We start from the raw sequence: 14150 nt of genomic DNA on the forward strand, positions 1-14150 counted from the left end.
CATGGTGATTGACTCGGATTTACCCCCCGTCCCCCGGGTCTCCTTTGATGAGCTGTTGCTCGAGTGCATCGACGCGCTTGTGACTCCTAGCATGGAAGGTGCTGGGCGCGAGATACATCTCCTGTTGCTTGATGAGGCCTCAAAGGAACCTAGCCACTCAGAGCATCTCCAGGAAACGCTGAAAGAGGTTGCGGACATCTTCCGTAATCCGGGTAGTATTAATCCCGATCATGATCCTAGCAGCCCCAAAGCTCGAGCAGAAAGTCTTGCGGCTGCTTTGAGCCAGGAGCTAGGGCAGGCTGGCCCACGTTATATTTTCCACGGGACCATTTGGGGGAGGCTGGCCGGGATCGCCAACGAAGGTCTTGTTCCGGGGCGGTTTACCGTGTGGAATGATGATGTGGCTTCCAGAAAGTATTGCGATTCAGCGGTATTCTTCACTGCGTCGTGGCGTCGTGCCGTGTGGTGGGCAGATGCGGCGCATCACTGTTCTCGGGGCAGGCGAGATAGCAAGCACCGAACACCAGTCATTATTCGTATTTCGGCTGACGGGCTGAGACTTGAACCGGACCAACGAGCAGTCTTTCCCGGCTGCCTCATGGTGCGTTCCACCGTGAGCTTGGTTGATCCGCACGTCATATCCGGTCAGTTTTCTGGGTTTCCAATCTGGCGTCCGCTTGCCGAGGTCCTTGCCACCAAGTAGCAGGGCGTGCTAGGTACAGAATGGCGTAACGAACATTGCGCCAATTTGTACCCGGAGGCCCACCATGAAGATCGTCGCTTACCAACGCGTTTCCACAGCCCGGCAGGGCAGGAGTGGCCTGGGGCTTGAAGCTCAGGATCGTGCCATTCAGGAACATGCCCGAGCCAAGGACGCCACCCTCATCGGCTCCTTCACGGAGGTTGAGAGTGGGAAGATCAACGCCCGCCCAGAGCTAGCCAAGGCCTTGCACCTCGCCAAGGTGACAGGGGCGACGCTGGTCATCGCGAAGTTGGACAGGCTCTCCCGCAATGCGGCCTTTCTGCTAGCGCTACGGGACAGCGGGGTCCGTTTCGTCGCTGCTGACATGCCTGAGGCCAACGATTTGACCGTGGGCATCATGGCCTTGGTGGCTCAGCAGGAGCGTGAGGCAATCGCCAAGCGCACCAGAGAGGCCCTGACGTCCGCCAAGGCGCGTGGAGTGCGGCTGGGCAATCCCAATGGTGCGGCGGCCCTGCGGCGGGCGGGCAAGGGTAATATTGCGAGCCTCAGCAGTATCAAGGCCAATGCGGATCGCCACGCCGCAGACCTTTCACCCGTCATCGCGTCCCTTCAGATTGAGGGATTTACTTCGCTCGGAGCCTTGGCGCGGTCCCTCAACGAGCGCGGAATGCTGACCCCTCGTGGTGGGCGTTGGCACAAGTCTTCAGTTCTCAATTTGCTTGAGCGCCTAAGCAAACTTTCCGTTGAAACACAGGTGGCCCAAACACAAGCTCCAAGATGACGCCTTGTGAGTAAATACTCCTCTTCTACTCTGGGATATCTTTATCTTTTCAACTGGCTGACTGCCATGTATAGACCCAGTAGTATCAAGCCAATCTCCTGGGGGAATCATGAATATCTTCGAATTTCGAGAGAACCTGATTTCGGACTATGCCTCCTACATCAAGAGCTTCCGCACCATTCGTGATTCCCGGATAGACCAAGAGGTTACTCAAAAGATTGAAGAGGGTGTGCTCTGGCCCGATCCACTTATCCAACTCAACCCATCATATGCCCCAGGCAAGTCCGTTCCAGACCTCGTGGCAGAGAAGCTGCTGCATCCTGAGGCCGAGAAGATCTTTCGCAAGGGCAAGGACAAGGGCGCTGGTACTCCGGTCAGACTGTACACCCATCAGGAGGCGGCGGTGCGGACCGCCAGAGGTGGCCACAATTACGTCCTCACCACCGGCACAGGATCAGGCAAGAGTCTTGCGTACATCCTGCCCATCGTGGACTTTGTTCTGCGCAATGGCTCCGGTAAGGGAATCAAGGCCATCATCATCTACCCTATGAATGCTTTGGCGAATAGCCAGCACGGAGAACTCGAGAAGTTCCTCTGCCAGGGGTATCCGGATGGGAAGCCCCTGGTCACGTTTAGGCGGTACACGGGCCAGGAGTCTGAGACGGAAAGGCAGGAGATCATCACCTCGCCCCCGGACATCATCCTCACCAATTATGTCATGCTCGAGCTGATGCTCACCAGACCTCGTGAACGTGAGTTGATCAAGGCTGCTGTCGGATTGAAATTTCTTGTCCTGGATGAGCTTCATACCTATCGGGGAAGGCAAGGCGCAGACGTTGCCATGCTGGTCAGGCGAGTCCGGGACCGTCTTGCTGGAGGAGAACTGCAATGTGTCGGCACTTCTGCGACGCTTGGTGGAGAGGGGACCTTTGAGCAGCAGCGTGTTGAGGTAGCTGGTGTCGCCTCCAAGCTCTTTGGTGCCGATGTGGCTCCGGAGCATGTCATTGGCGAGACACTGCTCCGAACCACGCCATACCGGGGTGAAGATGACCCCACATTCATCAAAGACCTGACTGAGCGGGTAAGTGAACCTTCCCGGCCCTTCCCGGTCCTCTATGACGCATTTGTCCGCGATCCCCTGTGCTGCTGGATCGAAAGCACCCTTGGCATCCAGAAGGAGTCTGGGACTGACCGTCTCGTCCGTGCCACACCCAAGGGTGTGGATGGAAAGGATGGGGCCGCCGCGATGCTCAGCAAGCTCACAGGCCTGGTTGAGGAGACGTGTTCCCTGGCCATCAAGGCCGCACTGCTTGGCGGAACCCAGTGCGAAGCCAATCCTGTGACCGGCTTCAAGCCCTTCGCCTTCCGTCTCCACCAGTTCATCTCGCGTGGAGATGCGGTCTATGCCTCGCCAGAAAGCATTGAGCAGCGGCACATCACCCTGAATGGTCAGAAGTTCGTCCCCGGTAGTCGAGAGCGAGTTCTTTTCCCTGTCGTCTTCTGCCGGGAGTGTGGTCAGGAGTACTACAGCGTCAACAAGACAAAGAATGCAGAGACGCGTGAAACGTGCTTTGAAGCCCGAGACTACAAAGACCAACTCCCAGATGGGGAGTCCGTTCCAGGCTTTCTGTTCATCTCCGAGGACAGCTCTTGGCCAGTGGACGCCTCCGAGGTGGTGGAGCGGGTTCCTGAAGACTGGGTTGAGGAGAAAAACGATAAACGGCGTCTCAAAAGCACGGTCAAGGACCGGGTGCCTGAAGCTATCCGGGTTGCTGCTTCAGGGGTGGCAAGCAAGGATGGTGTGGATGCCGCGTTCGTCCCTGCGCCATTCCGATTCTGCTTGCAGTGCGGCGTGGCATATGACGCTCGCCAGCGGGCCGACAGCTCCAAGTTGAGTTCTCTCGCCACAGGTGGTCGCAGTACTGCGACAACAGTCCTCGGGTTGTCCACCGTCAAGCTCCTGCGAGCGGAAGCTGACCTGGAGGATGAAGCCAAAAAGCTCCTCAGTTTCACCGACAACCGGCAGGACGCTTCCCTTCAGGCTGGCCACTTCAACGATTTTATCGAAGTCAGCATGCTCCGTTCTGCGCTCTATCGCGCTGCTCTGGACGCTGGGCCAGATGGCATCTCCCATGATGAATTGGCCCCTCGAGTCTTCAACGCTTTGGGGCTTGATCCTGAGGAGTATTCGACCCTGACTGGGGAAGCATCAGAAATCCAGTTGATCAATGCGGGGAAGGCCTTACGCAATGTCCTCGGGTATCGCTTGTACAACGACCTCAAGCGTGGTTGGCGCGTGACATCCCCGAACCTGGAGCAATGCGGGCTTCTCGGGATCGATTACCCCGCCTTGTCGTCCATCTGCGGTAATGCCACGGCCTGGGGAAGCTGCCATGCGGCGCTTTCTTCGGCGGATGTCGCTACCAGGATACATGTCTGCAAGGTCCTGCTGGACTACTTCAGACGGAATCTGGCCGTGAAGGTGGACTATCTCGACAGCGCCCACCAAGAAGCCATCCAGCAGCAGAGCTACCAGTACCTGATCGAGCCTTGGGGGTTGGATGAGGCCGAGCAGAAGAAGATGGAGCATGCCGCCGTCTTGTACCCCAGAGGGATTCGCCCAAAAGAATACCAGGGCTACGTTTACCTTTCTCCACGTGGCGGCTTCGGCCAATTCCTGGGGCGCAAGAATACGTTCCCAGCGTATTCTGAACGGATCAAGATGGGTGAGCTGTCGGGGATTTTTGCCAACCTCCTGACCATCCTGACAGAGGGTGGTCTGCTTGAAGTTGTCAGGCCTCCCAGGAAGCCGGATGAAGTTCCTGGGTTCCAGCTCCGTGCTGCTGCCATCGTCTGGAAAGCTGGTGATGGCTCTCAGGCATACCACGATCCAATCAGGGTGCCGCACATCTCGGATACTGGTCTCCGTACCAACCCTTTCTTTGTTGATTTCTACAAGTTCGTGGCGTTCGGCCTGAAGGGGTATACCGCCAGAGAGCATACGGCCCAGGTGCCATACTCTCTCCGCGAGGAGCGAGAGGAGGCATTCCGCAAGGCACGGCTCCCCATCCTCTTCTGCTCCCCGACAATGGAGCTTGGTATCGACATCTCGGACTTGAACGTGGTGAACCTCAGGAATGTGCCGCCTACACCCGCGAACTATGCTCAGCGGAGTGGCCGTGCTGGCAGAGGTGGACAGCCCGCGCTGGTGTTCACCTACTGCACCACGGGTAGTCCCCACGATCAGTATTTCTTCAAGCGCCCGACGAAAATGGTGGCGGGAAGCGTCACTCCGCCCCGGCTGGACTTGACGAATGAAGACCTTGTCCGCGCTCACATGCAGGCCATTTGGCTTGCGGAGTCGGACCTCGACCTCAAGAAATCACTCAGGGACATCCTGGACCTTGGTAGTGACCAGCAGCAGTATCCTTTTCTGCCCTCTGTTTTGGAGAAGCTCACTGCCACTGATCCGAAGAAGCGAGCTTTGACTCGAGCGAAAGAGGTGCTGGCGACCATCAAGGGCGATCTGAGTTTGGTGGACTGGTACGATGACAAGTGGCTGGACGGAGTTTTTGCCCATGTCGGGAAGAGGTTCAACCAGGCCTGTGATCGTTGGCGTGGCCTCTATCGTTCAGCACTGGCTCAGGCGCACGAGCAGGACGCAGTCATTCGCGACGCCACGAGGTCGCACGATGAAAAGGCGCGGGCCAAGCGTCAGCGGCAAGAGGCTGAATCACAGCTTGCCCTGTTGACGGACGTGGACAGCATCCAGCAGTCTGATTTCTACTGCTATCGCTATTTCGCCAGCGAGGGTTTCCTGCCGGGGTACAACTTCCCCAGGTTGCCACTCTCGGCCTTCATCCCCGCTCGTAAGACCAAGCAGCGGGACGAGTACCTCTCACGCCCCAGGTTCCTTGCCATTTCGGAGTTTGGGCCGAGGGCTGTGCTCTACCATGAAGGGGCCAGATACGTGATCCACAAGGTCATCATGCCGGTGAGCGAAGAGGAACCGTTGCTGACCAAGGCGAAGATTTGCCCCCTCTGTGGTTACCTCCACAACTGTCCGGACACTGGCGGCCCAGATTTGTGCGAGCAGTGCGAGAATCCCTTAAACCTCCCTCTTGGCCCTCTCTTCCGTATGCAGAACGTGGCCACGCGGAGGCGGGACAAGATCAACTCCGATGAAGAAGAGCGGATGCGTTACGGGTTCGACTTGGTTACCACTGTTAGGTTTGATGAACAGGACGGGACACCGACGTTTCGGCACGGGAGCGTCACCGGCGACAAGGGTGAGGTCGCCAGCTTGACCTACGGCCATGGCGCAACCCTGTGGCGTATCAACATGGGATGGAGCAGGCGCAAGAACAAGGACGAGCACGGCTTTGTACTGGATATGGACAAGGGGCTGTGGTCCAAGAATAACGCCGATCAGGACGATGACGACACCGATCCGATGACCAGCAATACCCAACGGGTCATCCCCTATGTGGCGGATAGGCGCAACAGCCTGATCCTGGAGCCGAAAAGAGCTTTGAACATTGAGTTCATGGCGGCGCTCCAGGCGGCCCTAAAGAGAGCCATAGAGATCAAGTACCAGCTTGAAAGCATGGAGTTGGCCGTAGAACCGCTGCCAAAATCCACCGACAGGCGGACCATCCTCTTCTACGAATCAGCAGAAGGTGGGGCAGGAGTGCTCCGCAGACTTCTTGACGGGCCTCAGGATCTTGCTGAAGTGGCTCGGCTGGCATTGGAGATTTGTCACTTCGATCCGGACACTGGCGAAGACAGGAGACGGCCTCCTGGAGCCTCGGAGGACTGCGAGGCAGCCTGCTATGACTGCCTGCTGAATTATGCCAACCAGAGGGACCATGGGCTGCTTGACCGGCAGTTGGTAAAGGACTTCCTCATGGATTTGGCCCAGGCGACTGTGTCCTCATCCCCTGGCCCCAAGCCGAGGGAGAAGCATCTGGACGATCTTCTCAAGCTGGCTGGGGTAAAGCTTGAGCGGGATTGGCTCGAGTTCTTAGAGGCGAGAGGTCTCAAGCTGCCAAGCCATGCCCAGCACAGCATCTCTGAGTGCCACACCCAACCTGATTTCTTCTATGAGAATCACGGCGCGGTCATCTACATCGATGGTCATGTACACACCCATTCCGACGTTCAGGCCAAAGACGCCACGCAAGAGGCTTGTCTTGCCAACGCCGGCTATCTGGTCATCCGCTTCTCTGGCGATGTTTCCAAGTGGGCAGGCATTATCTCGAACCACCAATCCATCTTTGGGAAGATCAAATGAGCTACGCCGTTGGTTCACTCGTTAAGGCCAGGAATCGGGAGTGGGTGGTGCTCCCTGAGTCCTCTGACGAATTGTTGGTCCTGAGGCCTCTCGGAGGAACGGACAAGGAGATCGCTGGAGTTCACCCTGGCCTGGAACCTGTGGGGCCAGCCCAGTTTGATCCACCAGATCCCAGCAAGCCCGGTGATTTCATCACGTCCAGATTGCTGCGAGACGCGGTGCGCCTGGGGTTCCGTTCCAGTGCAGGTCCGTTCCGTTCTTTTGGCAAGATTGCCGTGGAGCCGCGCCCATACCAACTTGTGCCGCTGCTCATGGCCCTCAAGCTCGATCCGGTCCGCATCCTGGTGTCAGACGACGTAGGCATCGGGAAAACCATTGAGGCTTCCCTCATCGCCAGGGAACTTCTGGATCGTGGAGAGGTCCAACGGCTCGCAGTCCTTTGCCCTCCCCACCTTGCTGAGCAGTGGCAGGGCGAACTGCGTGAGAAGTTCAACATCGAGGTTGTGTTGATTCTGCCCTCCACCGCGAGGAGCCTGGAAAGGCATTGCAGGCCCGACGAGTCCTTGTTTGAGCGGTATCCCTATTCCGTGGTCTCTCTGGACTACATCAAAACCGACCACCGCCGTGATGAGTTCCTCCGGACCTGCCCGGAACTGGTCATCATCGATGAGGCCCACACCTGCGCATGGAGCGGAGAAGGGCGTGGTGTCCGCCATCAGCGCCACCGGCTCATTAAGGACCTAGCCGACAAGCCCGATCAACACATGGTTTTGGTGACGGCCACGCCACATAGCGGCAAGGATGTCGCGTTCCGTTCGCTCTTGTCACTGCTCAATCCGGATTTCAAAGACTTGCCAGAAGACCTTGCTGGCCCTGCGCAAGAACAGAACCGGCGCAAGTTGGCGGCCCACTTCATTCAGCGGAAACGCGCTGATATCAAACACTTTCTCTCAACAGATACCCCCTTCCCAGACAGGGAAGAACGAGAACTCCAGTACCGCTTGTCGCCGAACTACAAGAAGCTTTTCGACAAGGTGCTGGAATATGCCCGCGAGACTGTCCAGGCCGGGGCGGCGGAAGGCAGGCACAGACAGCGGGTCCGCTGGTGGTCTGTTTTGGGCCTGCTGAGGTCTCTGGCCTCCAGCCCTGCCGCTGCTGCTGCCACGCTTCGCAGTCGTGCCAGCGTTGCGGACACAGAGAGCGCTGAAGAAGCTGACCAGCTTGGGCGGCAGACGGTGCTGGACCTGATGGACGAAGAGGGTGGTGATGCCCTGGACGTGGCCCCAGGCAGCGATGTCTATGTGGATGATGAGAACGTTCAGGTGCGCAGGCGGCTCTTGCAGATGGCCCGCGAGGCTGATGCCCTTTTGGGAGCTGAGGACCAGAAGCTGAAGACGATTCTGTCTGAGGTGAAGAAGCTGCTGGACGAGGGGTTCCATCCCATCGTGTTCTGTCGCTTCATCCCAACGGCGGACTACGTGGCAGATGAGTTTGGACGGAAGCTCAATGGCGTCGTGGTTGACTCGGTCACGGGCATGCTCCCACCGGCGGAACGCGAGGAGCGTGTTCTCGCCCTGTCCAAGGCCCCCAAGCGGGTCCTCGTCTGCACCGACTGCCTCAGTGAAGGCATCAACCTCCAAGAACATTTCGATGCTGTCATCCATTATGACTTGTCGTGGAACCCGACTCGCCATGAGCAGCGGGAAGGCCGTGTGGACCGCTTTGGCCAGCCCAAGCCTGTCGTTCGCATCCTGACGTATTTCGGCGTCGATAATCAGATCGACGGCTTCATCATCGACGTCCTCATCAAGAAGCACAAGAACATAAAGAACGACCTTGGTATTTCCGTTCCGGTTCCAGTCGAGAGTGACGCTGTGGTCCAGGCCATCTTTGAGGGCTTGCTACTGCGTGGCGGTGCGGCCCAATCTCAAGGGCAGCGTAGCCTCTTCCTGCCGGGCATTGAGGAACTCATCAAACCCAAAGCCGATGCTCTGTATGCCGAGTGGGAGAATGCCTCCCAGCGGGAAAAGAGAACCCGTACCATGTTTGCTCAGGAGGTCATCAAGACCGAAGAGGTGGCCAAGGAACTGGATGCCATGCGCTCAGCCATCGGCTCTGGCGTGGAAGTGGAGCGCTTCACCCGCGAGGCGCTTCAGGCGCTGGGAGCCATCGTCTCCATGGCAGGCCCCAGCCTGAGCGTTGACTTGAAAGGCACGCCTCAAGCGCTCAAAGATGCGCTCCCCGTTGACGATATCCTAAAGGCCCGGTTCGCCATGCCGGTGCAGGACGATGAGACCTACCTGCACCGCACGCACAACTTTGTGGAGAGCTTGGCCGCTTTCATCATGGACACGGCGCTTGATCCCATCCAGGAAGGCGTGGCTAAACGCTGTGGAGCTATCCGCACCAGGGCGGTGATGACTCGCACCACGATTCTGATGGTGCGGTTCCGCTACCACATCATCACGCGCAAGGATGGGGTCGAGACGCCGCTCTTGGCTGAGGACTGCCGCCTGCTGGGTTTTGAAGGGTCTCCTGATGCAATGACTTGGATTCCTGAGGCGGAGGCCGAGAAGCTGCTGCTGACGATACCAGATGCCAGTGTGCCGCCTGACACGGCCAGGGGCTTTCTCACGCCCATCCTCGAAGGCTTCGGTGCCGTCTGGCCCGAGTTGGAGAAGATCGCCATGAGCCGGGGTGACGAGCTGCTGGCCGCCCACAGGCGCGTTCGCACGGAGAGCCGCCACAAGGGCGTCTCCTACGCCATAGAGCCACAGTTGCCACCTGACGTGCTGGGCCTCTACGTCTTCATGCCGGTTCCCCGGCAGGCGGGAGGTGCCGCATGATCATCAAGAAGTCCCGCGACATCTTCGCCACCGTCACAACCGAAGGTTCGGCCTTGCCCCCGGACATCCTCCAGCGGGTTGCGGACCTGGATCGGGAACTGCCCGGCCTGACGCCTGCGGATTACCACCTAGACGGGGAGAAGCTCTCCGAGGCCACCAATAGGGCCTGGAACAGGCTGCTGGCCGCCTGGGGCAGCTTCAAGGCCGTCCGCGATGCGATCCCCGGAGACAAGCCCGGCACCTCCGAGACCCGCGAGAAGTGGCTCCTGCCCCTCTTCAACGAGCTGGGCTATGGCCGCTTGCTCGGGGCCAAGGCAATTGAACTGGGCGGCAAGTCCTATTCCATCTCCCATGGCTGGGGCAGCACGCCCATTCATCTGCTCGGCTGCAACGTCCCCCTGGACAAGAAAACCAAAGGCATTCAAGGCGCAACCGTCGCCGCACCCCACGGTCTGGTCCAGGAACTCCTGAACCGCTCAGACGACCACCTCTGGGCCTTTGTCACCAACGGCCTCAAGCTGCGCATCCTGCGCGACAACATCAGCTTCACCCGTCAGGCCTATGTCGAGTTCGACCTTGAGGCCATGATGGAAGGCCAGGTCTACCCGGACTTCCGTCTCCTGTGGCTGGTGTGCCACCAGTCTCGTGTGGAAGCAGATAGCCCTGAGGACTGCTTCCTTGAGCAGTGGTCCAAGGCCGCTCGAGACATCGGTTCCCGCGTGCTGGAGCATCTCCGTAACGGAGTTGAATCCGCCATCAACGAACTTGGTGCTGGCTTCCTGGACCACTCGTCCAACTTGGACATGAAGGGAAAACTCCGTTCTGGGGCCTTGGACAAGCAGGATTACTTCCGCCAGTTGCTCCGCTTGATCTACCGCCTGCTGTTCCTCTTTGTCTCCGAGGACCGGGGCCTGCTGCACAAGGACCCATCGTCCAAACAGGCCGAGGTGTTCCTCAAGTTCTATTCCACGGCCCGGCTGCGCCGTCTGGCCGCCACCCTGCGTGGCAGCCGTCACGATGACATCTACGAGAGCCTGCGCCTTGTCATGCAGCGCCTGGGCAGCGATGAGGGTTGCCAGGAGCTTGGGCTGGCCCCGCTGGGCAGCATGCTCTTCTCCAGCGCAGCCATGCCCGACATTGAAGCCTGCCGCATCAGCAATGAGGCGCTGCTCTCCGCTGTGCGTCATCTGGCCACCATCAGCGGGCCAGAGGGCCTGCGCCCGGTGGACTTCAAGAACCTTGGCGCGGAGGAACTGGGCAGCATTTACGAGTCCCTGCTGGAACTGCATCCCAACATGGACGATGGCTTCAAGCTCGAGACCGCCGCAGGCCACGAGCGCAAGACCACGGGCAGCTACTACACCCCGGAGAGCCTCATCCAGAGCCTGCTGGACACGGCCCTTGATCCGGTGCTGGCCGAGGCCCGCAAGGCCGTGAATCCTGAGCAGGCCATCCTGGACCTCAAGGTGTGCGATCCGGCATGCGGCAGCGGTCACTTCCTGCTGGCCGCCGCCAACCGCATGGCCAAGGCCTTGGCCGCTGCCCGCACGGGTGAGGACGAGCCTGCGCCGGAGGCTGTGCGTGAGGCCAAGCGAGCCATCATCAGCCGCTGTATCTACGGCGTGGATTTGAACCCCATGGCTGTGGAGCTGTGCAAGGTGAACCTCTGGCTGGAGTCCATGGACCCTGGCAAGCCGCTGTCCTTTTTGGACAGCCACGTCCAGTGCGGCAACAGCCTGCTTGGGGCTACGCCCGCCTTGCTGCGAGCTGGCATTCCGGACGAGGCCTTCAGCCCCATAGAGGGTGACGAGAAGGAACGCTGCCAAGCAGCCAAGAAGAGTAACAAGGAACAGCGCAAGGACCATGTGGCACGGTTGAAGCGCTCGGGCCTGATGCCCTACACCGAGGAACCATTCATCCAACTCGGAAACCTCGCCGCGTCCGTGCAGGAGTTCATGCGCATCGACGACTCCACCATCGAGGGTGTCCGTTCGCGCCAGCGCATGTGGGAGGCGCTGGCCAGCGGCAGCGGCTACCGCTTTGGCCGAATGTGGGCGGATGCTTGGTGCGCGGCTTTTGTGTGGAAGAAGATCAAGGCCCCGACTGGCGAGGCGTTCTATCCCATCACCGAGGACGTTTTCCGGCGCATCGAGAAGAATCCGTTCAGCATCCCCGACTGGATGCAGAAGGAGATTGAGCGCCTGTCCCGGCAGTACCAGTTCTTCCACTGGCACCTGGCCTTCCCGGAGGTCTTCCGCTTGCCTGAAAAGGGGCAGGCCCCGAAAAGCCCGCAGGCTGGTTGGGACGGCGGGTTTGATGTGGTTCTCGGCAATCCACCGTGGGAGCGCATCAAGATTCAGGAAAAGGAGTGGTTCGCGAGCAAGCGCCCTGACATCGCCAATGCCCGCAATGCCGCAGAGCGCCAGAGGCTCATCCGAGAGCTTGCCCAGACCGACCCGGAGTTGCTGAACGGCTTCAACGAAGACAAGCGCAAAGCTGAAGGGGAAAGTCACCTACTGCGTAATGCGGGGAGTTACCCGCTTTGTGGTCGGGGTGATATCAACACGTACAGCATTTTCACTGAGCTAGGCCGGTTCGTCCTGTCTTCCATTGGCCGCCTTGGCTGCATCGTCCCGTCTGGCATTGCCTTCGATGACACAACGAAGTTCTTCTTCCAAGATATCGTTGAAAGGCAGAGCTTGGTGTCCCTGTATGACTTTGAGAATAGGAACATCTTCCCGTCAGTGCATAGCAGCTACAAATTCTGTCTGCTCACCCTGGCGGGTGCGAACCGGCCAGCCAAGAGCGGGGCGGATTTTGCCTTCTTCCTGCACGACGTGGCGGAGATTCGCGAAGAGGAACGCAGGTTCAAGCTCACCGCCGAGGACATCACACTCATCAACCCCAACAGTCGTACATGTCCTATCTTCCGCTCCAAGCGCGATGCCGAAATCACCAAAGGTATCTACCGTCGCGTGCCGGTCCTCATCCGCGAGGCCACGGAGAAAGAGCCGGGGAAAAATCCCTGGGGACTTAGCTTTATGGCGATGTTGCATATGGCCAATGACTCTGGAGTGTTTAAGATTCGCCAGGAGCTTGAGCAGGCCGGTTGGACGCTGCATGGCAATTGCTTTGTGAAAGATGGTGAGGCTTGTCTGCCTCTTTACGAAGCGAAGATGGTCCATCACTACGACCACCGCTGGGCCACCTACGAGCTGGATGGCAGCACCAGGAACGTGACTCTTGAGGAGAAGCAGGACCCAAACTTCGTAATACTGCCTCGCTACTGGGTGCATGAGTGGGAGGTGGCGAAGCGGGCCAGCCGCAGCCCGGACGTGGTCATCAAGGCCCTTGTGGATGCTGAGCGCAACGACGGTGATGCTGAACGCAAGCTTGTGGTCAATGTCCTGGCCATGTGGTTGGCGGGCTACCATCTGAACCATGGCGACAAGGAACTTGGCAACAAGCTTTTGGCCGCAACACAGCCCCGCACGACGAGCCTCATTGCCTCCACCACGGGCTGGGTGGCTGTCCAGGCCATGGAGGAAGAATACCCCCTGACGCCGGGCGAGGCCGAGCAGATTAAACAGGCGCTGACAGGCGATGTCATTCAACAGGGACGGGACTTGGTCCTCAGCCGCACGCCGAAGTGGTTTATGGGCTGGCGGGATATCTGTCGCAGCACAGACGAGCGGACGGTGATCCCCGGCATTACACCGGCAGCGGCATTCGGCGATACATTTTTACTCATGTTCCCTGCGGAGAATACCCGCGAACTCTCGCCCATTTTGGCCTCATCATTGACCTCATTCGCCTTGGACTATGCGGCGAGGCAGAAGGTTGGCGGGACACACTTAAAGTATCATGTGTTCAAGCAAATTCCTGTCCTTCCCCCCAGCCAGTTCAAGATAGCTACGCCGTGGGCTGCGCATGAACCGCTTCAGGATTGGATTCAGACCAGAGCGAGGGCGCTTTATGCGTCCGACTACCAGATGTCTGAGTTGCTGAAGACAGCGTACCAGCCGCGCAGCCCTGAAGAGCGTTTCGCCATCCGCTGTGAACTCGACGCTGCGTTCTTGCACCTCTACGGCATCACCCGTGAGGACGTGGACTACATCATGGACACCTTCCCCATCGTGAAGCGCAAAGACGAGGCCGCCTTCGGCTGTTACCGGACCAAGGAGATGATCCTGGAGAAGTATGACGAGATGGCTGTCGCGATGAGGACACTGACGCAACACTAACGCCGCTTCCCAGGCATTCTTGCATGAGAAGTCCACGGAGGGCGCATGCCGAAAGCTATACCGGCTTGGAAAGTCAATCTTCGTTCGCGTCTAGCGAAGTTGTGCGACAAGCACGGACGAGTTTCGGAGGCTCTCGCCGTTGAGTTGATTAAAGAGAGTGTCTGGTGGGAGACACATCCTTCTGGTTCGATACAGGCTCCTGGATTCGCGAAGCATATCTACGAGAACTCCGGTGAATGGAAGATAACTTTTGGCGCAAATACGTTTTTGATTTCTCGTGCAG

General features: G+C 58.7%; 5 protein-coding genes. All 5 read left to right on the forward strand.

Annotated features, from left to right (window positions below; all coding sequences use genetic code 11):
• Window position 1 precedes the first annotated feature (1 nt).
• A complete protein-coding gene (locus Q8O35_RS04155) occupies window positions 2–703 on the forward strand; it encodes a hypothetical protein (RefSeq protein WP_305570900.1) in 702 nt (233 codons plus the stop codon).
• A gap of 64 nt (window positions 704–767) precedes the next feature.
• Window positions 768–1484: a recombinase family protein gene (locus Q8O35_RS04160; RefSeq protein WP_305570902.1), complete on the forward strand. Its 717-nt coding sequence runs from the start codon at window positions 768–770 to the stop codon at window positions 1482–1484.
• Window positions 1485–1593: 109 nt separating this feature from the next.
• Window positions 1594–6777: a DEAD/DEAH box helicase gene (locus Q8O35_RS04165; protein WP_305570904.1), complete on the forward strand. Its 5184-nt coding sequence runs from the start codon at window positions 1594–1596 to the stop codon at window positions 6775–6777.
• Between the two features lie 275 nt (window positions 6778–7052).
• Window positions 7053–9623 carry a helicase-related protein gene (locus tag Q8O35_RS04170; RefSeq protein WP_305570906.1) on the forward strand — a complete coding sequence of 857 codons (2571 nt, stop codon included), beginning with the start codon at window positions 7053–7055 and terminating at the stop codon, window positions 9621–9623.
• Window positions 9620–13867 carry an Eco57I restriction-modification methylase domain-containing protein gene (locus Q8O35_RS04175; protein ID WP_305570908.1) on the forward strand — a complete coding sequence of 1416 codons (4248 nt, stop codon included), beginning with the start codon at window positions 9620–9622 and terminating at the stop codon, window positions 13865–13867. The genes Q8O35_RS04170 and Q8O35_RS04175 overlap by 4 nt, the downstream gene beginning before the upstream one ends.
• Window positions 13868–14150 lie beyond the last annotated feature (283 nt).

The sequence above is a fragment of the Humidesulfovibrio sp. genome (genome assembly GCF_030689645.1).
In the GTDB taxonomy this organism is placed as follows: domain Bacteria; phylum Desulfobacterota; class Desulfovibrionia; order Desulfovibrionales; family Desulfovibrionaceae; genus Humidesulfovibrio.

Coding starts and splice junctions, on each gene's coding strand:
- Q8O35_RS04175 (WP_305570908.1), top strand. CDS start 9,620: ATGATCATCAAGAAGTCCCGCGACATCTTCGCCACCGTCACAACCGAA.
- Q8O35_RS04165 (WP_305570904.1), top strand. CDS start 1,594: ATGAATATCTTCGAATTTCGAGAGAACCTGATTTCGGACTATGCCTCC.
- Q8O35_RS04160 (WP_305570902.1), top strand. CDS start 768: ATGAAGATCGTCGCTTACCAACGCGTTTCCACAGCCCGGCAGGGCAGG.
- Q8O35_RS04155 (WP_305570900.1), top strand. CDS start 2: ATGGTGATTGACTCGGATTTACCCCCCGTCCCCCGGGTCTCCTTTGAT.